Raw genomic sequence first — 25041 nt, forward strand, 5'->3', positions numbered from 1 at the left:
TTGCGCCGCACTGTCTTTGTGGGCGATTTGCACTTAAGTGCAGATCGTCCAGATATTACCCATGCTTTTGTAGACTTTCTCGCGAACGGTTTAGACGATGCCGAGGCGCTGTATATTATTGGTGATTTATTTGAAGTGTGGATGGGCGATGATATTGCTGAACCATTTACCAATGATATTGCTAAAGCAATAAAAGTCGTTTCCGCTAAAATGCCAGTGTATTTCATTCATGGCAATCGTGATTTTATGATCGGTCGCGCTTTCTGCAAACGAGCGGGCATGCAAATTTTACCTGAAGTGCACTGTATCGATTTATATGGCACGCGCACAGTGATTTTACACGGCGACAGTTTATGTACGCTTGATGAAGCTTATCAGCGCTTTAGACGTTTTCGTAGCATTGCGATGGTGAGGTGGATCTACGCACATATACTGCCTAAACAAACCCGATTAAACATTGCTGCAAAAATTAGACAAAAAAGTGTCCAGGGTAATCAGCAAAAGCACTATGAAATCATGGACGTTGAACCTACAGCCGTCGATGAACTCCTGACTAAAACTAACTGCCAACGTATGATCCATGGTCATACCCATCGCCCCGATATTCATCAACTTAGCAGCAATAAACAACGTGTCGTTGTCGGAGATTGGTACACTCAGGGCAGTGTGTTATCGGTGACACCACAAGGTTGTGAGCTTGAACAAAGGCCTTTTTTAGAAGCCTAGCGTTGTAAATACTAGTCTATCCGCATTTGGACTCTACACTGGAGTCCCGCTGTGAAAGCGAAACTCATTATCTTCAGACAATATCAATGCCGCTTCTTGTTGCCTGAAATAAGCAATTCTGTCGCTAATATCTTTACCTGCTACATCTTGTGCTAAAGCAAGGTAATCTTGATAATGGCGAGCTTCAGAGCGAAGTAGAGACACATAAAACTTATTAAGTTCATCATCTAAGTGCGGAGCTAATTTGGCAAAGCGTTCACAAGAACGCGCTTCAATAAATGCACCAATAATCAATTTATCGATAATCGTTAATGGCTCATGAGTTCGAACATGAGTGATTAATTGTTTGGCATAGTGCCCTGCTCTCATATTATTGTATTCAATCCCACGCGCGGTCATGATTTGCAGGACTTGCTCAAAGTGATGAAACTCTTCTTTAATCAAACGGATCATTTTAGTCATTAAGTCCGCACTAATTGATAATGACTGACTAGCAACAAGCTCACTTGTTATGTCATTTTTCTTAACGTCTCGATTCAAAAAAGCATTAGCATCGCGATCTTTGCTATATACAAATGTTTCGTAAGGTTTAGCCCAAGCTAATAATATAGCTGCACTCGATTTATCGATTGCATACTTGCGGATCATCATCATCGCAGTTTGAGCCGCTTTAAGCTCACAATTACAGTGATCAATTAATAATGCATTCAGTTGCTCGGGCTGCTTGGCGAAATTGACCCAGGCATCTGGTGTTTCACAACCTAAAAATTGATTAATTGGTTCAAGTAATTGCTGCATGTTGCTATAGACCCTTTATAAAACATCTATCGCTATTTTACCGTTTGGCTGATCTTTTCTAAAGCTCAAACGTAATACAACTTGACGAATTAAGATTTATGTACAATAAATGTGCAATATTCAGGTTGTGAATTTCAATATCTAAATATTGTGTGTCATCAAACGAAATTCCAGGTTTGTGCTAAACTGAAAAAGTAAGGTCAATCTCCTTTAAACACCTCCTGTTGGGATGAGGTGAGCACTGAGCAATAACGGGTTAGCAAGGAGTCTGCTAACCGTTAATTGTAAAGTACTGTGAACTGATGAAGGCGATTGATTAAAAGCTGTAGTCAGTTCGTCTGTTGTTTGGCGAGCTAGGTTGAGAAATGCTAAACAAGGATAATTATAATGGTACTGAATCACTTAATGGGGCTATACACTCATCCGAAACAAGAGTGGCAAACAATTGAAAAAAACCATGAAGCGCTGAAAAGCAGCTTAAGTCATGTATTACTTATCGCGCTCATTCCTGCTATTTGCTCTTATTTTGCCACCGCACACATTGGTTGGCATCCAGGGGCTGGCGAATTGCTATTTTTAACACCTAAAAGCGCCATGTTTATGTCGATTGGCATGTACTTTGGCTTAATATTTGGGGTGTTAGCATTGGCTTACTTAGCCTATTGGATGGGTAAAACCTTTGATGCAGACCCAACCTACACTCAAGCATTAGAACTAGCCGCTTATACTGCAACCCCTTTATTTATGGTGGGATTAGCCGCGTTATACCCTGTATTGTGGTTTATTATGGTCGTAGGATTAATAGGCTTAACCTATTCGGTCTATCTTCTATACGCGGGCGTGCCAATCATCATGAACATACCTGAAGAAAAAGGCTTCATTTATGCTAGTTCAGTTGTCACGGCAGGTTTAGTGTTGCTAGTTGCACTGATGGCAAGTAGTGTTATTTTATGGAGCGTAGGCTTTGGCCCTATGTTGCAATAGCTGGTTTCAATACAATAAAAAAGGCGCTTTGAGCGCCTTTTTTATTGGGTTATTTAACGGTAAACACTAAGAGAAAGTATCACGTAGTGGTACGGTTAAATTAAAGACTAAATGTTCAGCAGAAGAATCTTTACTGTCGGCACAGAAGTAACCTTCACGCTCAAACTGATACGCTTTTTCAGCAGGCGCATTGACCAAACTAGGCTCAACTAAACCGTGAACAACCACTAACGATTGTGGATTAATCACTTCATCTACGGTTTCAAATGCTGCAGGGTTTACATCTGTAAATAAACGGTCATATAGACGGAACTCAGCAGGTTTTGCCGTGCTTGCTTCCACCCAATGGATAACGCCTTTTACTTTGCGTCCATCAGCAGGATTTTTGCCTAACGTATCTGCATCATAAGTACAGTAGACTGTCGTCACATTACCCTCAGCATCTTTGTCACAGCGTTCTGCTTTAATGATGTAGGCATTACGTAAACGAACTTCTTTACCTAATACAAGACGTTTAAAGTGTTTATTGGCTTCTTCTTTGAAGTCTTCAACATCAATAAATAATTCACGACCAAAAGACAGCTCACGGGTACCCATAGCTTGATTATTTGGGTGCGCTGGTGCGGTGATGGCTTCTGGCTGTGCATTAGGGTAGTTTTCAATAACCACTTTAATGGGTCTTAACACTGCCATTGCACGAGGTGCATGTTCGTTTAACTCTTCACGAATACACGCATCTAACATGCCGACTTCAACTAAGTTTTCTTGCTTAGTGACACCAATACGTAAACAAAACTCGCGAATAGAAGCAGGTGTATAACCGCGACGACGTAAACCTGCAATAGTTGGCATACGTGGGTCATCCCAACCGTCAACTAATTTGCGGGTCACTAAATCATTTAGCTTACGTTTAGACATCAATGTGTATTCAAGATTTAAACGAGAAAACTCATATTGACGAGTGCGGTTTGGCGCTTGAAAATCATCTAAATGATCTAACACCCAATCGTACAAACGGCGGTTATCTTGAAACTCTAACGTACAAATTGAGTGAGTAATGTTTTCAATCGCATCAGAGATACAATGAGTAAAATCGTACATTGGGTAAATACACCACTTGTCACCGGTTTGGTGATGATGTGCAAAACGGATACGGTATATCACCGGATCACGCATACACATAAAGGGTGATGCCATATCGATTTTTGCGCGCAGTGCACATTCACCCTCTTTGAATTCACCTTTACGCATTTTTTCAAACAGTGCGAGGTTTTCTTCAGGGGTGGTGTCACGGTAAGGGCTATTTTTACCAGGCTCTTTTAAAGTGCCACGGTACTCACGAGTTTGTTCGCTATTTAAAAAGCAAACATAAGCAAGCCCTTTGCTAATAAGTTCAACAGCATATTGATGCAATTGATCAAAGTAATTCGATGAATAACGTATATCGCCAGCCCATTCGAAGCCCAACCAATGCACATCTTCCTGAATAGACTTCACATAGTTGATGTCTTCTTTTTCAGGATTAGTATCATCAAAACGTAAGTTACATTGACCTTGGTAATCTTTCGCAATACCAAAATTTAAGCATATAGACTTAGCGTGTCCAATATGCAAAAAACCGTTAGGTTCTGGCGGGAAACGAGTATGAACATGGTTGTGCTTACCGCTACTTAGGTCTTCGTCTATGATATTACGAATGAAGTTACTAGGACGTACTTCGGTGTCCACATGACTCATGGAATTCCTCTTGGCACACAATGGCAATATGAATAAAAAACAGATGATCCTACAGATCTTCAGTAGTTACAACTACTAGTATCGAAAAAGTTAGTCAGATAAACAAAAAATGCCAAATAGCGTAAAACAAACTCGCGCTGTGAGTGTATTTACTACGAATATAAACAAAAAACCCAGCAATGCTGGGTTTTAGAAGAATCATTCAGATCAACAAGGACTATTCAGTGACAATACGAATGCCAGGAATAATTTGCTGTGCTTGTCTGCCTTTTTTACTCAACCACATGTAAAAACCGACCAAGGCTACCGCAAAAAAGCCGATCCAACAGGCCGATTGTAGCGGGTGCGCTGAGAACGTCGCACCTTGATAAATCACCGTTGCTGAACCGTATGCTAAAGAGAAAGTCCAAACTGCGGCAAATCGCGCCCATTTAGCACCAAACTCATTCACTAATGCGCCCATAGCAGCCACACAAGGGGTGTACAATAAAATGAACAGTAGATAAGAGAATGCAGCTAACTGACTCTTAAAGCCTGTCTGTAGAGCACTGAATGTTGATGAGTCAACCGACAACTCAACAGCAGCCTCATCTAAGTCAGTAATACTGGCAATGGCAATCGACAATGGGTCATCAGGCTCAATACCTAACAAGTTAGTGGGTATGGTGGCTAAGCCGACTTTCACACTATCCCATATTGATAGCATTTCTTCTTCATCACCTTCGCTGCTGCTGTACAAACTATTTAATGTACCCACGACGGCTTCTTTCGCGAAAATACCGGTAATAATCCCTACCGTCGCAGCCCAGTTGTCTTGCTCAATACCCATTGGCGCAAATAACGGTGTAACTTGCTGACTTGCCACACTCAATAGCGATTCTTTACTGTCTTCGTGACCAAAAGAGCCATCGGTACCAATTGCATTAACAAAGTTAAGCAAGGTAACAACGATAATAATGGTTTTACCGGCACCTTTAATAAAACTTTTGGTACGTTTAGTGGTGCGAGAGAATACCGCTTTAGCTTTAGGCATTTCATAACTAGGCAGCTCCATAACGACTGCACTGCTTGTGCCAGGCAATACCGTTTTACGTAATAACAAACCGGTCCCAATCGCCGCAAAAATACCGATAATATAAAGTAAAAAGACTAAGTTTTGTCCTGACTGTGGGAAAAACGCTGCAGCGAATAACGCGTATACAGGTAAGCGTGCACTGCATGACATAAAGGGTGCCATCATGCCAGTCACAATACGCTCACGTTCACTGCCTAGGGTTCTGGTAGCCATAATCGCGGGTACAGAACAGCCAAAACCGACAATCATAGGGACGAATGCTTTACCAGGTAGACCAATGCGGCGCATTAAACCATCAACCACAAAGGCTGCACGGGCCATATAACCTGATGCTTCTAACACTGATAATGCTAAAAATAGTGCGGCTACAACAGGAATAAACGTCGCAACTGTTTGGATACCTTGCCCTACACCACCAGCTAAAATCGTCACTAGCCAATCGGGTGAGCCCATAGAGACCAATAATGCCCCAAAGTGGTCAACAAATATCGCTCCGGCAGTAATATCGAAAAAGTCGATAAACGAATTACCCACGTTGATACTGAATAGAAACATCAAGTACATAACGAACAGGAATACAGGAATACCCAGAACAGGATGCAGAACCGCATTATCTAATCGGTCTGACACACTGATGTGTTTGCCTTGATTAACTGCAGCTTCAAATGCTTGTTGTACAAAATCATAACGCGTAGTCGCAATCATAATTTCGATATCATCACCGTTTTGCTCTGCACGTTGAGAGCATTGCTGTACAGTGTCGTGCAGTTGTACTTCACTTGTACCACATGCATTGCCATGGCAATTGGCTAGAATAGATAATGCTTGGCCGCGACTTAACGCGCCAAGGCCTTGATTGCCATTTTGAAGCTGTAACGCTTTGATACTGGCTTCAATGTCAGCAGGGTATTGCAACGCAAGAGGCTCTGTCGCGGTATCGCTTTGCAATAGCGTAAGAATTTTAGCTTGGACTTGTTCAACATCTGCTTGACGACGAGAGCAAATCGCAATTACAGGGCAACCTAAACGAGCAGACATCTGCTCGACATCGATAGTGATCCCAAGCCTTTTAGCCGCATCAATTTTATTAATCACCACAATAACGGGGATGCCTAACTCACGTAGCTGCGTGGTCAGGTAAAGATGACGCTCTACGTTTGTGGCATCAACTAAGTTAATAATCGCATCGACTTGTTGGTTCGCTAAGTAGTTTTGTGCAATTTGTTCATCTAACGAACAATCACAGCTGTTACCGGCAGGAAGCAAATCATAAATACCGGGTAAATCGGTTAATAAAATATCGTTGCCTGAATAGCTAAATTGACCGGTTTTTTTCTCAACGGTCACGCCAGACCAATTACCCACTTGCTGGCTTGAACCAGTTAATGCATTAAAAAGGGTTGATTTACCGGCATTTGGATTACCGACGGTGACGCAATGGAATTGTTTAGTCATTCGTTATTACTACCTCAATGATATCGGCTAAATCGCGACGCATGCATAATTTACTGCCACGTAAATTAAGTTCAACACCTGTGCCCATTGGTGCTCGGCGGATAAAAGAAAAATGCGTGTTGGGAGTGATGCCCATTGATAACAACTTACGCTTTACGGTTTGAGGTAACGTTAATTGACCTATTTGAGAGATGATTGCGCGATCTCCGGGTTTGAGTTCACTCAGTTTCATATAGCACTACCTTCAACAACATTAATAACGTCTGAAATTTTATCTGAGCTTTGCATGTTAAACTCGAATCTAGATCAAAGTTTAAGCTGCTAACGAGAATAGTTTTCACTTGTATTACGTATTATGTGACAAATGCCCAATAGAAAACAGTCCATAGAGCAAATATTTTTATATTCTGAAATGTGTTAACTAAAAATTTACACTCGTTGCGACGTTAATAAACCGAAGTAACAATCGTCAAACCATTGCTTGTTGATACAGGTATTTTGTCTTAACGTGCCCTCTTGGACAAAGCCAACGTTTTCGAGCACTTTACGAGACGCTTGGTTTTCATGGCAACAAAGAGCAATATATTTATGCATGTCAAATTGTAACGCCCCCCAGTCAATAACAGCGCGTAAACTCTCAGTTGCATAACCGTTCCCCTGCTGTTCAGGTGCAATAAGGTAACCGACCTCTGCCCGTTTTAACGCTAAATCGTCACATCGAAACCCAATCAACCCAACAAATTGCTGATTATCGAGACGCTCAATAACCAATGATAACCATTGACCGCATTCAAACTGATAAGGTCGATTGCGTTGATCGAAGCTCTTTTTTAGGTTGTCTTCAGTATCGACAGGCCGTATATATTGCTGAACGCTCTCATCTAATTGCAGACGTAAAAAATTAGGCCAATCAGCAGACGTTAAGTCCCGTAACTGCAACCTGTCACTATAAAGTATGGTTTTCATCATCGGATCATTACTTTTTAAATGGAATAAATAAAAGGATAAAAAAAATGGCAGCCTAAGCTGCCATTTAAACAGTCAATGCTTTACGCATTAACCACGGCTAGTCACTTCAAGTAAGTGATAACCAAATTGAGTTTTTACCGGGCCTTGTACAACGTTTAACGGCGCACTGAACACAACTTCATCAAACTCTTTAACCATCATACCTGGGCCAAATGAACCTAACTCACCACCTTGCGCACCAGAAGGACAAGAAGAGTTCGCTTTTGCAACATCAGCAAAATCAGCACCTGCTTCGATTTGTTGTTTTAACGTTTCGCATTGCTCTTGCGTGCTAACCAGTAAATGTCTTGCTGTTGCTTGTACCATATGACGGCTCCTAAACGAATATTTACAAATTAAAAAATAACACTAACATAATGACACTAAGATGACATACTGCCTACTACAGTTATTTAGCCAACTCAGTTTTTATCCAATCTGCAATTTTATCTTCCATCACAGCCATCGGTAATGAACCTGTCGTTAATAGCTGATCGTGGAAACCTTTTAAGTCAAACTTATCACCCAAGGCTTTTTCAGCATCTGCGCGTAAGCGTAAAATGGTTAACTGACCCACTTTGTACGACAAAGCTTGACCCGGTATCGCCATGTAGCGCTCTACTTCGGCAACGATATCAGACTCTGCCATAGGTGAGTTATCTTTCATATATTGAATCGCTTGTTCACGACTCCACCCTTTAGCATGCAGACCGGTATCGACAACCAAACGCATGGCACGCAGCATTTCATCAGAAAGCTTACCAAAGTATTGGTACGGGTCATTAAACACGCCCATTTCAATACCTAAGTATTCAGCATACAAAGCCCAACCTTCTTCAAAAGCGGTATAGCCTTGAAAACGTTGGAACTCAGGCACATCGGTTAACTCTTGCTTAATCGCAATTTGGAAGTGATGACCCGGCGCTGCTTCATGTAATGATAGCGTTGTCATGCCCCACTTAGGCTGAGCTTTTAAATTATAGGTGTTGATATAGAAGATACCAGGACGAGAGCCATCAACTGCAGGGCTTTCATAAGATGCTCCAGCCGCCGATTTTTCTCTAAATGCTTCAACCGGTTTGACGATATAATCAGCTTTTGGCATAACATCGAAATATTGCGGTAATACGGCGTTAATTTTATCTTTAATGGTCATATAACCATCAATCAAATCTTGTTTATCGGTGAAGAAATATTGCGGTTCAGACGATAACGATGCAAAAAATGCGGTCAAATCACCTTTAAAGCCAACTTGCTCTCTGACTTTATCCATTTCAGATAAAATACGTGCCACTTCAGACAAACCTATTTGATGAATTTCATCTACTGGAAGTGTGGTTGTGGTATGGCTATTCGCAAGGTGTTGATACCAATCTTTGCCATTGGGTAATCCCCACCATCCGTCAGATGCACGTGATTTAGGTAAATACACTTGTTGAATATAATCACGTAGCCCTTTCAAGGCAGGTAATAACTCATCGTCAATAATTGCAGTGTATTGTTGTGTAAGTTCGGCTTTTTGCTCTGCAGTAAAACTGTCTGGCAATAAATTGATTGGTGAATAAAATAAGCTATTTTGAGCCGAGTCGACTAGCTGAGCATCTAATTGAGGAATGATCCGCTCAACCAATACTTTAGGCAACACCACTTTACTGGCAATACCTTCATCCATACGCTGTTGAGCTAATTCAGTCCATTTAATGAAACCACGTAAACGAGATAACCAATGTTGATAATCTTCAACCGTTTTAAAAGGCTGTGCACTTTCACCGGTACCAAGTTGCACCATGGTAAATACCGTGCTGTAGAACTGGTTAATCGGTAAAAAATGTTCAGGATAAGATTCGCTAATCAACGCCATGTTGCGATCATAAATAAACATGTCATAGCTTAACTTTAGCGACGCTGAGAGCTGATCAACATCAATTGATTTTGCTTGACTGAAGTAGCGACTATTGAGTTCATGGCGTTGCTTTAAATACTCTTCAGTTAATGAGCCACCAAATTGGTCATTATATTCATTAACCCCCACAAAAGTGGCGTATATAGGCTCTAGCTTTAATTGGTCATTAAAAAAAGCATCAACCATTGCGAGATACTTCTCTGAGGCCGTTTGTTCTACAGTTTGTGCTACAGAAGCTGTAGCTGAGTTGACTGGCTCAGATGTTTTAGCACTATCAGAACACCCCTGAGTCGCTAATAATAGTGACACCGACAGTGCCAAAAAAGTTTTATTCATTGTTATTATTCCTTAACACAGCACAAACTCATTAACTATGAGTCGTCAGTACACATGCCTGACATTAATCATTGGTAACAAACAGAAACCAAAACACGATGCTTATATTGTATCGATGCCAAGCCATACATGAAACTAAACTTATTCAAATACACATAAATTAACAATTTAATACCATTGCGCGTTAGTAAATGATCTCTCAGCGAGAATTTAAAAGGGCTTAAACAAGGCGTATGACTGAATGAATAGTTGTTCTCTTTCGAAGTCATGCAACGCAGTGTAAGCCCTTTTAAAACTCGCCTGAAAGGAATGCCCCAGCGGCTTTTTCTTTGCGTTCTCGCTATTTGAAAGGGAGCAACCATTACTACATAGCGACGCCTTAATCAAAAAACGCTCGACGCATTCTGAGTGGCCACTTATTATACCATTTCCATTAATTATGTGACCAATCAGAGACACTCAGATTGTTCAGTTTGAGGCGCATTGTTGAAATAATGGTTATTCCCTTCTAAGACAATGCAACAAAGAAATGGACAGTCTGAGTGCCTCCTGCAAGGCGGGTTTCTGTGCCTTCTATGCTGCTTAATAGTATTTTGACGTACGACTGCATGGATGCAGGAGGTAGAGCAACGCAGGAGCAGTTGCCGAGAACAACTATGCCTACAATTCTATTACTTGCCTAGAAGACACAGAACTCCCGCTGAATGACCAGATAAATAGTGGAATTGGTATTAATGCGGAACGGTAGAACATTTAACGCTTCAAAATCTATTGATTAAGAGCAATAAAAAAGCCCCTAAAAAGGGGCTTTTTTGACATGCTTTGAGCAGTTAAAGCGTGACGTTGTGAATACGCGCTTTTTCTTTAATATAAGAAATATAGCTTCTTGCACTACGTTCAGTCTTCTTATCGTTGGCAGCAAGAACTGCACGGTTATAAGCTGACTTGTACTTTTTCAAACTTAAGTATGCTAAAGCTAACTCGAATTGAGCTTCACCAGGGTTATCAATTCCTGCATCAAGTGCTTTTTTAAGCACAGGAATAGCATCATTGAATTTTTGATCTAAAGCTAAAATACGACCTTGCTTTAAGAACAACTCACCCTTATTGCTAACCGCAGCAGCCTTACCATAGTAAGAGGCAGCTTCTTTTAGCTCTTTAGCATTATGATAAAAACCAGCAAGAGTACTATAACTCTTCTCGTTTTCAGCAATAAGACCAGACTTCATGTGCTTTTCAAAAATGGTAGCAGCTTTATAAGGCGAACCTTTTTGCGCTAACAATTGAGCTAAACGAGTAATGTTACCGTCTGTCTCTAAAAAGCCATTTTTATAGGCAAGGTCATAAGTTGCTAATGACTTATCATAATCTTCAGTCATTAAGTAAAACTGAGCTAACTGTACCCATAAGCGCTTATCGCTTTGGAACAAAGGCACCATAACTTCTAATACATTTACGGCTTCTTTGTACTTTTTCTGGTTAAAGTAAGCGGTCAACTTCATCTGATACAGACCTTTATCAGGTGCTTCAGCTAAAGATAACCCTTTATCAGCTACTTCAAGTACTTTATTCCACTCTTTTAATTCAGTGTGGGCAATACCAATACGACGATACATTTGAGCATCAGACTTACAGGTAAACTCCATCCACTGGTAATAGTATGGAATCGCTTCTTTGAACTTTTTCTCTTGCAGTAATAAATCGGCATACAAACGCATTGTTGCAGCGTGATCGGTACCACCAAGAATGTCAGCATCAACAGCAGTCTTTAAATATTTGATTGCTGTGCCCATTTGACCTTTTTCGGCATAGAAGTTACCTAACATACGATCGACATAAGCTTTGTCGAAATCGTTTTTAGTATTAGCTTCAAGCAAAATTGAAATCGCTTGATCTAAATTACCTTCTGTATACGCTTCGAAAGATTTTTGAACTTTTTTAGCTGCAGTGGTGCCTACTGCGCGAGATTGACGCTTGTCAATCTCACACTTTTCAGCAGCCAAAGCAGAACTAGACAACATTGCACTTGTACAGACTGAAAGTAATAACGCTGTAGCGATACTAGTAACTTTACGCATTATCTACCTCCTTTCTCTAAAGTAAAATCAAGTTGCACAGTCATGCCAGGTTGTTTTAATGGCTTACCATCAACAATCTTTGGCTTATATTTCCACTTTTTCAATGCGCGAATCGCTTCACGATCGAATAAACGCTTAGGTTCAGCCTTGATAACAGATACGTCTTCAACACCACCTAGTTCGTTAATGGTAAAGGTAAGTTGAACCCAACCCTCTTTACCATCACGAGCAGCAGCAATTGGATACTGTGGCTCAATACGAACGATAGGCGTAGCGTCACCATCACGGGTCATCATATTGCCTAGCTTAAAGCCTGTACTTGGCCCGCCGGCTTCAATTCCACCCATATTAAACGCCAAGTTGGTGTCAATATTAGATGATGAGTCAGGCGGAGTAGTATCCGGCTTCGGTGGCTGCTCCGGTGGTGGAGGTGGCTTAGGTGTAACCCTTGGTTTTTTCTGTGCCTTCGAATCCTGTTTATCCATCGTAATTTCAATAACAGGGGTATCCTCAGATTCGGCGTTACGCTGTGCGCCACCGCCGACCAAGAATGCCATGAAAGCAAACAGCCCAAAAGTCACTGTGGCACCAATGATTATTGATACGAGTGCTCTTAGCATATTACTCATTCCCCGCTGATACTGAAATTTTGTCAATACCCGCAGCTTTTACGTTATCAAGGACTTTAACTACTAAACCATGCGTAGTGTCTTTGTCTGCTTGAATCAGTACAGCTGCTTCTGGTGCTTCTGCTAACATACGTTCTACGTTTGCAGTTACACGTTCGATATCAACCTGACGGTTTTCCATCATAATGACACCAGTCTTACTGATGCCAATAAAGATGTTTGCCGAAGGTTTAGACGTAGCCTGTGAAGCTTTAGGCTTGTTGTAGTCTAAGCCCGATGGCTTAACAAACGATGTCGTTACAATGAAGAAGATCAGCATGATAAACACGATGTCTAGCATCGGGGTCATATCAATTTGCGCTTCCTCTTCCATATTGGAATGCTTCTTACGTGCCATGTTCAATCTCTCTCTAGTGGTGAGGCATGCTGTCTTTTAGCTTTTCTAAACTGATTCTCATTTTTGAGTCTAAACGGGTGCTAAAGAAAACACCTGATAGAGCTGCAACCATTCCTGCCATAGTTGGCATTGTAGCCATAGAGATACCAGCCGCCATTAAACGAGCATTACTCGTCCCCTGAACTGCCATCACATCGAATACTGAAATCATACCGGTAACGGTACCTAATAAACCAATCATTGGACAGATTGCTACTAGGGTTTTAATTAACAGCATACGTGCATTCAAATCTTGCTTCGCTTGGGATACCCAAGCTTCACGGATACGGTGAGCATGCCAAGAAGTCGTTTCTTCTCTTGATTCCCATGAGGCGATTACTGCTTGATGTTGTTTTGGTGATATCCAATTAAGATACCAATAACGCTCAAGCATTAACACCCACATTAGAAATAGCACTGCTGCAACCAACCAGAGGACATCGCCTCCGGAGGCCATGAAGCCCCTGACGGAATCCCATACGTCCATCAGGATTAGCATCATTAGTCAGCCCTCTTCTCAGCATGTTCTGCGATAATACCAGCACTTTGCTCTTCAAGAACTTGAACGATAGATTTGCTACGAGCAACAACTACAGCATGTAATAACATTAACGGTAGAGCGGCAATTAGACCTTGAACCGTTGTAATAAGAGCCATAGAAATACCACCAGCCATCAGTTTAGGGTCACCAGTACCGAACAACTGAATAGATTGGAAGGTTGCAATCATACCCGTTACAGTACCTAACAGACCCATCATAGGTGCGATAGCTGCGATAACTTTAATGATTGAAATACGTGCTTCCAAAGCTGGCGTTTCTTTAAGAATTGCTTCGTCAAGTTTTAGCTCTAAGGTCTCAACGTCTACGTCTTTGTTAGACTGGTAAACTTTTAAGATACGGCCTAAAGCATTGTTGCCTGGGTTATCAATGTTCTTACGTTGGCTGTTAACTTTACCACCAATGATAGTAAGCGTGATTAAACGCTCAAGCGCAATTAATGCACCTAATGCTAATAGCGCAAGAATGATATAACCAATCGTGCCACCGGCTTCTAAACGGTCTTCAAGACTTGCTTTGTTAGTGAAGATGTTTAATAACACGCCACGTGCAGGGTCAACATAAAAAGGAGCAACACCTGAGGTAGTGCCTTCCCATTTAGCAACTGCACTGACTTGATAACCTTCTGGCTGTTGTGATAATTGCTGAATCAAGTTTAGCTCAGGCTTATAAACAACATACTTGCCTTCAGCTGTTAAGTTGAAAGGACCAACACGGTGAATAGCAGTGTTAACTACGTTACCGTCAATTGCAGTAACAGCACCGTCAAACTTAACCACTTTGCCTGATTGAACCATTTCAAATAATTGAGCTTCCCAGAATTGTTCTAGTTCTTCAATTTTTGGTAATGATTTACGAGCACCTAATTCTGCAATGAATGCATCACGGCCAGGGAATTGAGCACTGATGTTTGATGCCGCAAGTTTACCAGCGAAATCGCCAGCTTCACCTTTAACAACACCGAACATTTCACCTAAGTCACCTTGAGCGGTTTTTAAGTCTTCTTCTAACTGAGCAATTTTACGCTCGTTATCTAAGAAAGCTTGGTTTAGGTCTTTACCACGTTGCTTTTCTGCTGCTAAAGCATTTTTTTCACGCTTTAGTAGGTCAGCTTTATCGCCACGTTCTGCTTGGAATTCTCTTTCGCGCTTAGCGTTGGTTTTGCCTTCGTTAGCACGGTCAACTTTAACTTGTTGTAACAGCTGGTCGATAGTTTTAGGTGCATCTGCAGCTGAAACCATACCGGCTGTTAAAGAGAAAGTTGCAGCCACTAGAGCTGATGTAATTAACTTCTTCATTATTGTGCAGTCTCCGCAGCAGGAATTGGTAGTCCGAATAGGTCTAATGCGCCTTGCTTACGAGCAATGCGAATACCTTTAGTGATGTCACGTAAATAGCTGTCTTCTAACTTGTTCCAAGTTTTAGCGTCAGCGTCGTACATCCATGCTGTTTTTTGATCTAAGCTTTGCGCATAAAGTGCAACACGACCTAGGTTAAAGAAGTCTACTAATACTTCTTTACCGTCTAAGTCTAGCTTACCGGTGTGAACTGCAACGAAGCTACCGTATTCACGCTCAATGCTGTATGCATCAAGGATCAAACGGTATTTTTCAGCAAGAGTAACCTCTGCTGTATTTAGGATGTTCTTCAAGTTTTCAACACGATTTTTACGAACTTCAGTGTTGAAAGGAAGATCTAAATTTACAAACTGATCTAAAGCGTCAACCATTTTAAACATTAATGGCACAACACCTTGACGTAATTTATCAACGCCATTGATGTCTGTCTGAATTGAATCAAGTGTTTTCTGTTGATCAGCTACCAAGCCTGCAACGTAGTCATTATACGATTTTAATGACTCACGTTCATCAGCAACGCTGCCATACTCAAAAAGCATGTCTTGTGCTTGGTCAAAATATTTGTCGACTTTCTGTTGTGACGCAGCTGATGCAGCATGTAGGCCGCTATCTGCTTTTTGAACGTCAGCTAGAGGATCTGCAACAACGAAGTTGCTACCAGCTAAAGCCAGTGCGCCAACAAGTGCAGTAGCGATTTTTGTTCTATTGCTTACCTTGGACATAGTTCCCAACCAATTTGAAGTGAATTAAAAAGATCAACTTAAGCACAAATTACGATGATACAAATTTGTTACCAATGCTAATTCTACTAAGTATGTCTTTTTCTTGTGATTGTTAGTTTTTCTTCCCTTTTCTACGCCGGTTAAGGCGCAGACCCGTTGGCATCATTTCACAAAATGTTGACCTGTGTCAACATTTGCAAAGCGTAAAAACTAGTGGAAAGAGCTGTTAAGACGAGGAATGTAAATGAAAGGTGAATTAATAGACATCTTCAACATAAATCTGTAGTAATTTAGTGCTATAGGTAAAACTTTACTTATTTAAAATCATGATCTTAATCAAAAAAATAACTTATGTTTTTATAATTATTTATTATAAAACTATTCTATAGGATATTTTTTTGAGCGCTTAAATACCAACCTAGCACTTCGTTTTGTTCATTTTTTAACACTTTGAGCTCGTTTAAAGAAAGTAAATTTTGGGTAAACTCCCCTATAAAACCTGCCAACTTTAGCTCATCAAAAGAAGCATTTAATAGTTCAGTTAATCTTAACTTCAATGTATCCATCTGTAATTTAATGAATTCAATAAATTGTTGCTTTTTTTCTATAGGCCAAAATAGTCCATCTTTGAAAAATTGCGCCACAAACATCATAAGTTGGCAGTCTTGTGCGGCTTTCTCGTCAAATAAAACTAAATATTTTATCAGTCGATTAATTTCTGCGCGAATTTTTTCACAGTTTGGATCCTGTTTAATCCTTGCGATATCATCAGGTGATGTAACTTTGCCCATTGCAACAGCAATTTCACTTAAGCAAGTGACTAATTCATCAGCCTGTGGAAGCTCAATTAGACGCAAAATTTTACGGTTTCGATTAATAATCATCGAGTTTGAATGATGGAAAACCAAGCAAAAATGACCATTATCTTTAAGCACCCTTGAAGCTTCTTTCAATGACAAATTGATATTTGAGTACTCAAAACCAAATTGCGAGGTATATAGGTCAACGGTGGCACTTGCAAAAGGCAAAGATTCACTTGCTTCATTTGATAGTAGTTTAATGACAATATCGGATTGTTGAGCCTGGGCTTTATCAGTTAATTTAACCTCTGCTAAATCGACCCCAACCACCTCACCTTTAATATTAGCGCCTATTAAAGCCTCACGTATTAATAGTGGCAAAGAACCATTACCAGTGCCTATATCCACAGCCATAAAGCCATCCTGCAACCCCGCAAACGTAGGCTGCCATATCGACTTTAATACCCCCTCATAATTACCTGATAATGCCTCGCCAAAAGAGGTTGTATGCCCTTGCTGCCAATATTCACTCCAATGGTTATTCATATACATCACCCACTTCAAATTCACTGTTTTATTAATGTTGTATAAATAAAAAGGCTCCCGAAGGAGCCTTATTAGTCTAAATAACTAGCAAATGGTGACTAGTGTTTAGAACTTTAGAGTATAACTAGCACGGTATTCGCGACCATAGTTGTTATATAAGTCAGGATTATCGTAAGTACCAGTAGAGCTTAGTACTGGATCTTCATCTGTTAGGTTGTTAATACCTAATAAGATTGAACCGTAGTTACCTGCATCATATACATAGCTTAGGTTATGAATTAACCACGAATCTAAGTGACCCGTGTCATCATCTTCGTAAGTAGAAGAAGTGTAGTTCATGTTCCAAGAGAAGCTATGGTCACCTAACATGTAGTTAGTAGTGAAGTTAGACTTGTAGTCTGGTAAACCATTCCAACCAGAAATATCTATAGCTTCACCACCACCTTCAACTTCTTCGATATAATCAAGAACAAAGCTGTTGTTCCAGTTAAAGCCAATGTCACCAATTGCAGTTTCAAACTTGGCATTTAAAGAAACGTCAACACCAGTAATTTCTAGCTTGTCACCGTTACCATAACCAGTACCGATTTCTAGAGCACGACCTAATGTACCGTCATCTCCATTAGGAGCACGTGTTACATAGAATGTCTCATTTTCTTCAAGAGTACCAGCTGCAACACCACGCATAACGTTAGTAATTGAACGCTGACTGATTACGTCATCAATGTTTAAGTTGAAGTAGTCAACTTTAACGCCGATGTCATCTACGATATCCCAAGCAACACCTACGTTGATGTACTCAGATGTTTCAGGACCTAGGTCGCTGTTAGCACTGATGTAAGTATCGTATTGCTTAGAGCTACAATCTGCTTCTGAAGTACCTGCAGATGTACAGAATGGGTAATCGGTACCTGTTTCAGCACTAAATGTAGTTGCTGCATATAGCTGGCTTAATGAAGGAGCACGGAACGCTTCAGAGTAAGAAGCACGTACAACAACATTATCAAGCGCTTGCCAACGAACAGATGCTTTTGGCGCTAGGTTGTCACCAAAGTCGCTGTAATCATCGTAACGAGCTGCAAGGTTTAACTCAACATCGTCAGTTAATGGTAATACTGCTTCGTAGAAGGCAGCCCATACTTGACGGTCGCCACCAGCAGAGTTACCAGCACTACCACCAATTAGACCCGCTTCTGACTGTGCGTCATAAACTTCGCTGAACTCTTGGTCAAAGTACTCCATACCTACATAGTGAGCTACAGCACCACCAGGTAATTCAAATGCGTCAAAACCAATACCCGCACTCCATTGATCGAATGTTGCACGACCAGTAGTTAAAGTAGTTGCTTTCATGTTATTAACACCAGCTTCTGAGCCTAAGTCAATATCATTTGCTTGGTTATAAGCAAGACCAGAGTAGCTTAAGTAGTACTCACCCACTGACTTGTTGTCAGCGATGTTGTGGTGGTAATAAACTTCCCATTCAGCATCGTTTAATGCGCTGATAGTACCGCGTAAACCCGTTAAGTAATCTTGGTTGTAGTCATCTACAGTACCATCACGAGTACCTATATCTACCCAACGGAAGTAACCATAAGTTTCTTCACCGTATGGGTTGTGTGCGTTATCAGCAGCCATGTTGCTCCAGCCAGCAGCTGGTGGTGCGTAACGACCAAATGATTGGTTTTGTGTAACCATTACACGACCAAACCATTCTACGTCTTCTGCAACTTCATAGTTAGCGTCAACGTATACAGTATTACGGTCTACAGATGCCTTGTTATAAGCAACGTTAGCATATGCATACATACAATAAGTTGAGCCCGCGCTCCAATCGTTGTCAGCTGCAACAGTTTGGAATACGTTTGAGCCATATTCAGCTTCTAAGTCATCACATAATAGTGATGCTTGTGTTGAAGAGAAATCAGGAGCAGCTACGGTTGCACCATAAATACTCCAACCAGATGTTTCTTCATAGGCTTGGATTTCACCATCGCCATTGAAGTCAGTCATGCTTGCAGCTGTGTATGAACGGTCAGCGTCTGAGATACCTTGACGGTCTTGGTGGTCAAATGAGAAAGTAATGTTACCTTTGTCCATTTGATAACCAGCAACAACCGAGAATTCTTTACTTGTTAAGCCGCCATCTTGGTCACGTGAACCGCCACCAACGTTGAACTCAATACCTTGGTAGTTCTTTTTCATGATGATGTTAACAACACCAGCAATCGCGTCAGAACCATAAGTAGAAGATGCACCGTCAGTTAAAATGTCGATACGTTCTACAGCAGCCATTGGGATAGCGTTTAAGTTAGCAGATGCACCACCTAGTGTTGGTGAACCTGGGAAACGCTTACCATCGATAAGTACTAACGTACGGCTTGAACCAGCACCACGTAAGTTAATCGTTGCTTGAGACTGTGCTGAACTACCTGAACGCTCAGAGAATGAACCGAAAGAGTTCAAGTTACTGTTACGAAGTGCGTCAGCAACTGTAAAGTTACCTTCCATCTTCATATCTTCAGTAGTAATTGTGGTAATTGGTGAAGCGCCTTCAAGGTCAGAACGCTTAATACGCGAACCAGTAACCTCGATACGTTCAACTTTTGCGCCATCTTCATCAGCAGCAAAAACAGCTGGTGCAGTGAATGCTGTTGCAGCAGCACCACCGATCAATGCTAAACGCACTGACTTGGCTAGGATATTCTTATGCATTGTCTATCTCCCTGGACTTAATATCTTTCTTATAATTCTAACAACCTTATCTTAGCTGTTAGTACAATGAGAGAGTGCAACAGGAAATCATTACAAACGCTCAATTACAGATGCAATAAAATCACATTTAATACAACTAATCAACATTTGAAATGCCATAAGCACAAAAGTTAATCAAATGTAATATCCATTCTTGTTCACAAAAATGAACAACCATTCTAAAAATGCCTAAAAAACATCACTTTATAGAACTTTAGTTTTATTTACATAAAAAATGAATGTAAAAAATAAATTTCTTAACATCCTGTTTTCCAGCATGATTTTATGTGCTAGGTGTTTTTTTGAAACAAAATGCAGTAACAAAATGTTTACTTCTATTAAATGACGGAAAGCATTGAAATGTTAAATGTTTGAATGTTAGCTAGCCGAAGCCAACCAAATAAGTGAGATCTCTGTCACGTAAAGTTAGTTTGTGTAAGGTATAAATAGTTGGTGGGTTTGTTGCGATGTTAATAATTGGCCGGTTCAATATTTAACATATCAATTAATGTTACAGCAGTAGTCACAATTAATTTAGCAATGTTAAATAAGCGACAGTTGGTCATTAACCAGTGCATCAAATCGCTGACCACAGAGTTGCAGAATGGGTTCGGCTATCGGTTGAATTTGCCTATTGATGTAATATTCATAATCAATATTTGTTGGATGTGCCTCGATAGGTTGCGCGCCTGTTGTGGTCATCACATACCTTATTTGTTGGCCTCTTCGGGTCACTTTGTTTGTACCTTGAATTTGCGCTAACTGTTTTGCCGCTTTGACATGGGGAGATGATTTAGCCGTATAGTCTTCTACATGGCGACGTAACCGCTTTTTAAAGATCAGTTCGCTATCTCTTTCACCTTGTTTTATTGCATCTAACTCTTGGCGCAAATAATCGATAACATCTTCACCTTTAAAAAACATTTCATATAAGTTGAACTGCATTTTTCGAGCAATAGGACTCCAATCACTTCTCACTTGCTCCATGCCTTTAAAGGTCAATTTTAGCTGCTCTTTTGCAATTAATGATGCACCAACATAACGTTTTTTACTGCCCTCATCAGACCCTCTTAATGTTGGCATAATAAATTGTTCAAAATGAGTCTCAAACTCGAGTTCTAGGTGACTGTTGAGTTGATATTCTTGCTCACACCATTGTGACCAGCGCGTCGTGATAGTCGTGGCCAACTGTTGGCCTAAGGCATTGATATCTTCAATCTCATGATTTTCCCCAAGCCACACAAAAGTGGAGTCTGTATCACCATAAATCACTTGATAACCCGCATCTTCTATCCATTGTTTTGTGAGCTTCATAATTTGATGACCGCGCATGGTAATTGAGCTGGCCAATTTGGCATCATGAAACACGCAACCTCGCGATCCCAACACCCCATATAATGAGTTCATAATAATTTTAATCGCCTGTGATAATGGCGCATTCTTTTCGGCTTTAGCCATTTCTCTTTGAGCTGCTAACTTAGCCACTAAATTGGGTAAAATAGCGTTATCGCGGGCAAAGTTAGCCCCTAAATAGCCCGGTACGGTAGCGGTAAGCTTGCCCTGCTTAGCGAATTGCAATCCTTCTACCAAGCCTTTAGGGTCAATAAGAAATGTACGAATAATTGAAGGGTACAGGCTCTTAAAGTCAAGCACTAACACGTCTTTGTAATACCCAGGAATTGACGACATGACATAACCACCAGGGCTTTCTAGCCCTTGGCTAGCAGGATGTGCTGGGGCAACAAATCCACCACGGTGTAAGTGCGGTAAATACAAATGGCAAAATGCTGCAATTGAGGCACCGACACGGCCAAATTCAAGGCCGGTTAATTTGGCGCGCTCAATAGCAAAATCTATCAGCTGAGTTTTTTCAAAAATGTCCCACACTAAGCGACTGTCGGTAATGTTATAAAAAGCCAGTGCGTTTTTATCGTTATGAAATAATGCAGTGATTTCTTGACCCCGATTATCAACATGATCAATCGCCTTGCCTTCTTCGAGCAATTGTCTTGACACAAACTCCAAAGAGAAACTATCAAATTGATAAAATGCCGCTTTTAACCAATCAATGCCATCAAGCACCACGCGCCCTGGCAACGAGAGTGTTTCGGGCCTAAATTTATCGGCAACCTTCCAGGTCAGTTCAGTATCACCACGGCCAATCATTAAAGGGATACCATGCAAAGCACAACGTCGATAAAGTAAAGCTAAATCAAATGTCACCACAGCCCAACCGATAATAATATCTGGGTCGTACTGCCTAAACCAAGTAATGAGATGATGAATAAGGTCTGCCTCATCCTTTACCCACACAATAAAGGCATGACAGTTTTGCTGTGGTTCTCCCACCATAAAAACACATTGGTATTGATCACCATATAACCCGACAGAATATAACTCGCCATCAAAGCTGCATTCAAAATCTAACGAAATAACAGAAAGTGTCACGTCATCATCTGAAGGCTTAGCAACCATCTTCCTTGCGCGATGAATAGACAGATTAGGTAAGGTTTCGGTATGGGATTGAAGCGGGTAATGACCAATACATTCGATGTCTAATGCAATAAAGCGTTCAATTAAATAACGTTGCTCTGCCCTAATGTCAGCCTCAAACAATGTAATACCTAAATCATTTGCAATGCGGCTGAGTAATTTTAATTGTGTACTCGATTTTAAATACAACGCACTCACGGGTTCATGGGCAAAGCTCATTAATGCGATGGCTTCAGCCTTCAAAGTGAAATCGACTTTATTGGTTAAGGTATCAACATCTTGTTGGCGACAAAAACAAATGACTTCGCTGTGGAGTAATTCGGCTAAAACGGGGCCACTGGCCGTTTTAATATAGTATTGCAGCACTAACTGACCATGACGATAAATCGCATGACGCGTCAACACCTTGCCTTTAATTACTTGTAATTCAGGCGGTGTTTTTTCGCTAGGCGTTTGTGGTTTAATTTGCGTCGCTAAATGATTCAATTTTATTTATTACTTCGTAGCATGCTAATTCACTGTTATTATGTACAGCATAATTCAGACCACGCAGAAATCATACTTCTATGCTACCGGATACGATAAAAAGTCAAATTCGCACTATTTATAAAGAAATTGCCAATGCAATGCCGCAATTTCGATCTCGCCGCGAACAAAACTACATGGTAGCCGAAATATCCAAAACTCTGGCGGGTGAATATGACAAAGACCGACGCATTATTGTAGTTGAAGCAGGTACCGGGATTGGTAAATCATTATCATACATTCTTGGTACTATCCCGTTAGCGCTTGCCAGCAAAAAAAAGGTGTGTATTGCAACGGCTACCGTAGCCCTGCAAGAACAACTACTGCATAAAGACTTACCGTTCTTTTTACAACAGTCTGGCGTCGATTTTAAATTTGGCTTGGTGAAAGGTCGCCAGCGATATGTATGTTTAGCAAAACTTGAAGCCATGCTCGGCACACAAGACAGCTCACAAATGGCAATGTGGCAAACCAAACCCGATCAAAGCCAAATTAATGAATTACAAAAACTGCATCAAGATTTTCATCAAAAACGTTGGAACGGTGAAATCGATACCCTGCAACAACCTATCCCGGATTTTTTATGGCAGCAAATTTGTTGTGATAAACACAGCTGTCATCGTCAAGTGTCAGCCCATCACAATTGTCCATTTCATAAAGCACGTGAAGACGTTGACACCTGGGATGTACTCATTGCTAACCACAGTTTACTCTTTGCTGATTTAGAATTAGGCGGCGGGGTGATTTTACCTGAACCTGAAGACATGTTTTATGTCATAGACGAAGCCCATCACTTACCCATAGTTGCGAGGGACTTCTCCAGTGCGCAAGCCACATTACGGGGCGCCTGTGATTGGCTAGACAAAGCTTCAAAGACCTGTTCTAAACTGCAAAATCAGCTCAAAACCAATAATATTATTGCCCCGGTGCAAGCCATGCTTGATCACATCACCGATTTAACCAACTTACTGACACAAGTGGCGCATTATTGCGACACCCAGCCACAGTTATTTGCCAATCCTGAAAGCCGTTTGCGCTTTGAACACGGTCAATTACCTCAAGCCTTGTTAATTCAAGCTGAAAATTTAGCGACTGCATCCGGCTCTGCGGTAAAGCAATTTAATAAAGTCGTGTCAGTATTAAGTGAAGCCATTAAAGATGGTGAAGTACCCAAGCATCAATCTGAAGGCTTATTGTCTGAAACAGGCTTTATTTTACAGCGTCTAGATAATTTACATAAGCTGTGGAAAATGATGGCCAAAGAAGACAGTAAAAAAGGCGCACCTATGGCGCGTTGGGCTGAATTAATTACAGGTAAGCAACAAGACTACTTATTTTGTTCCTCCCCCATCGAAGTCGGTTTTATGTTGGAGTCAATGCTATGGCAAAAAGCGGCAGGCGTGGTACTTTGCAGTGCAACATTACGGGCGTTAAACAACTTTAACCACTTTGCTCATCAAGTCGGTTTAGGCATTAATGATGGCAGTCGGTTTTTGGCATTGTTGTCACCTTTTGATTACGAAAACAACGCCACCTTGTTTATTCCACAAATGGCCACTGAGCCGACTGATGACAACTATACCGCCGAAATTGCTGAACACATTATCGCATTAGTCGATGGCGAAATGGCCACCCTTGTGTTGTTTGCATCTTATTGGCAAATGGAAAAGGTCGTCGATTTTGTAGAAGGTAAAATCCCCAAAGATCAGTTATTTGTACAAGGCGAAATTCCGCGGCAACAAATTTTAGAAAGACATAAACAGCGTTGCGATGACGGGTTGCCCAGTATTATATTTGGTACAGGCAGTTTTTCTGAAGGACTCGACTTACCCGGTGACTACTTAACTAACCTTATTATCACTAAATTACCCTTTGCAGTGCCAACCTCTCCAGTTGAACAAGCACATGCAGAATATATCAAAGTAAAAGGCGGCAATCCGTTTTTACAGCTGACAATTCCTGACGCATCGCGTAAATTAGTCCAAAGTTGTGGTCGCTTATTACGTAAAGAGCAAGATTATGGCCGAGTCACCATTTTGGACCGGCGCTTAGTGAGCAAACGTTATGGCAAATCATTAATTGATGCCCTTCCCCCATTTAGACGTGTAATAGAATAGGT

General features: G+C 40.9%; 19 protein-coding genes. 3 read left to right on the forward strand and 16 right to left on the reverse strand.

Going from position 1 to position 25041, the window contains the following annotated elements; genetic code table 11:
* Window positions 1-726, forward strand: a complete 726-nt coding sequence (locus tag IEY48_RS08360; protein ID WP_188919210.1) for a UDP-2,3-diacylglucosamine diphosphatase — start codon at window positions 1-3, stop codon at window positions 724-726.
* Window positions 727-759: 33 nt separating this feature from the next.
* Here the strand turns inward: IEY48_RS08360 and miaE are convergent, their stop codons facing one another.
* Window positions 760-1524, reverse strand: a complete 765-nt coding sequence (gene miaE, locus IEY48_RS08365) for a tRNA isopentenyl-2-thiomethyl-A-37 hydroxylase MiaE (RefSeq protein ID WP_188919212.1) — start codon at window positions 1522-1524, stop codon at window positions 760-762.
* Between the two features lie 387 nt (window positions 1525-1911).
* Here miaE and IEY48_RS08370 point away from each other — a divergent pair, with 387 nt between their 5' ends.
* The gene (locus IEY48_RS08370; RefSeq protein WP_188919214.1) at window positions 1912-2508 is read left to right on the forward strand and encodes a Yip1 family protein; all 597 of its coding nucleotides are present in this window, start codon (window positions 1912-1914) and stop codon (window positions 2506-2508) included.
* Window positions 2509-2574: 66 nt separating this feature from the next.
* Here IEY48_RS08370 and glnS read toward each other — a convergent pair whose 3' ends face one another.
* The 15 genes from glnS to IEY48_RS08445 form a co-directional block, all read right to left on the reverse strand.
* Window positions 2575-4245 carry a glutamine--tRNA ligase gene (gene glnS, locus IEY48_RS08375; RefSeq protein ID WP_188919216.1) on the reverse strand — a complete coding sequence of 557 codons (1671 nt, stop codon included), beginning with the start codon at window positions 4243-4245 and terminating at the stop codon, window positions 2575-2577.
* Between the two features lie 217 nt (window positions 4246-4462).
* Window positions 4463-6775 carry a Fe(2+) transporter permease subunit FeoB gene (gene feoB, locus IEY48_RS08380; RefSeq protein ID WP_188919217.1) on the reverse strand — a complete coding sequence of 771 codons (2313 nt, stop codon included), beginning with the start codon at window positions 6773-6775 and terminating at the stop codon, window positions 4463-4465.
* Window positions 6768-7007: a FeoA family protein gene (locus IEY48_RS08385; protein ID WP_188919219.1), complete on the reverse strand. Its 240-nt coding sequence runs from the start codon at window positions 7005-7007 to the stop codon at window positions 6768-6770. The genes feoB and IEY48_RS08385 overlap by 8 nt, the downstream gene beginning before the upstream one ends.
* A 197-nt stretch (window positions 7008-7204) precedes the next feature.
* A complete protein-coding gene (locus IEY48_RS08390) occupies window positions 7205-7744 on the reverse strand; it encodes a GNAT family N-acetyltransferase (protein ID WP_229786371.1) in 540 nt (179 codons plus the stop codon).
* A gap of 87 nt (window positions 7745-7831) precedes the next feature.
* Window positions 7832-8110, reverse strand: coding sequence for a peptidylprolyl isomerase (locus IEY48_RS08395; protein ID WP_188739788.1), 279 nt, complete (start codon window positions 8108-8110; stop codon window positions 7832-7834).
* Window positions 8111-8192: 82 nt separating this feature from the next.
* Window positions 8193-10022 (reverse strand): DUF885 domain-containing protein, encoded by a 1830-nt coding sequence (locus IEY48_RS08400; RefSeq protein WP_188919221.1) that lies wholly within the window; start codon window positions 10020-10022, stop codon window positions 8193-8195.
* Window positions 10023-10852: 830 nt separating this feature from the next.
* Window positions 10853-12100, reverse strand: a complete 1248-nt coding sequence (locus tag IEY48_RS08405) for a tetratricopeptide repeat protein (protein WP_188919223.1) — start codon at window positions 12098-12100, stop codon at window positions 10853-10855.
* Window positions 12100-12720, reverse strand: coding sequence for an energy transducer TonB (locus tag IEY48_RS08410; RefSeq protein ID WP_188919224.1), 621 nt, complete (start codon window positions 12718-12720; stop codon window positions 12100-12102). Before IEY48_RS08410 ends, IEY48_RS08405 begins: the two co-directional genes overlap by 1 nt.
* A gap of 1 nt (window position 12721) precedes the next feature.
* Window positions 12722-13126: an ExbD/TolR family protein gene (locus tag IEY48_RS08415; protein ID WP_188919226.1), complete on the reverse strand. Its 405-nt coding sequence runs from the start codon at window positions 13124-13126 to the stop codon at window positions 12722-12724.
* Window positions 13127-13139: 13 nt separating this feature from the next.
* Window positions 13140-13667, reverse strand: coding sequence for a MotA/TolQ/ExbB proton channel family protein (locus IEY48_RS08420; RefSeq protein ID WP_188919228.1), 528 nt, complete (start codon window positions 13665-13667; stop codon window positions 13140-13142).
* Complete coding sequence (locus IEY48_RS08425; RefSeq protein WP_188919230.1) at window positions 13667-15022, reverse strand: MotA/TolQ/ExbB proton channel family protein; 1356 nt, start codon at window positions 15020-15022, stop codon at window positions 13667-13669. The genes IEY48_RS08420 and IEY48_RS08425 overlap by 1 nt, the downstream gene beginning before the upstream one ends.
* A complete protein-coding gene (locus IEY48_RS08430; RefSeq protein ID WP_188919232.1) occupies window positions 15022-15804 on the reverse strand; it encodes a DUF3450 domain-containing protein in 783 nt (260 codons plus the stop codon). Before IEY48_RS08430 ends, IEY48_RS08425 begins: the two co-directional genes overlap by 1 nt.
* A 383-nt stretch (window positions 15805-16187) precedes the next feature.
* Window positions 16188-17150, reverse strand: a complete 963-nt coding sequence (locus IEY48_RS08435) for a class I SAM-dependent methyltransferase (protein WP_188919234.1) — start codon at window positions 17148-17150, stop codon at window positions 16188-16190.
* Between the two features lie 105 nt (window positions 17151-17255).
* A complete protein-coding gene (locus tag IEY48_RS08440) occupies window positions 17256-19865 on the reverse strand; it encodes a TonB-dependent receptor (protein WP_188919236.1) in 2610 nt (869 codons plus the stop codon).
* A 582-nt stretch (window positions 19866-20447) separates the two neighbouring features.
* Window positions 20448-22862, reverse strand: a complete 2415-nt coding sequence (locus IEY48_RS08445) for a DNA polymerase II (protein WP_373293718.1) — start codon at window positions 22860-22862, stop codon at window positions 20448-20450.
* A 101-nt stretch (window positions 22863-22963) separates the two neighbouring features.
* On the opposite strand from IEY48_RS08445, the gene dinG reads away from it, so the two are divergent.
* Complete coding sequence (gene dinG, locus IEY48_RS08450) at window positions 22964-25039, forward strand: ATP-dependent DNA helicase DinG (protein ID WP_188919238.1); 2076 nt, start codon at window positions 22964-22966, stop codon at window positions 25037-25039.
* Window positions 25040-25041: the final 2 nt, after the last annotated feature.

Origin of the sequence: Shewanella saliphila (assembly GCF_014648295.1) — a bacterium.
Classification (GTDB): Bacteria; Pseudomonadota; Gammaproteobacteria; order Enterobacterales; family Shewanellaceae; genus Shewanella; species Shewanella saliphila.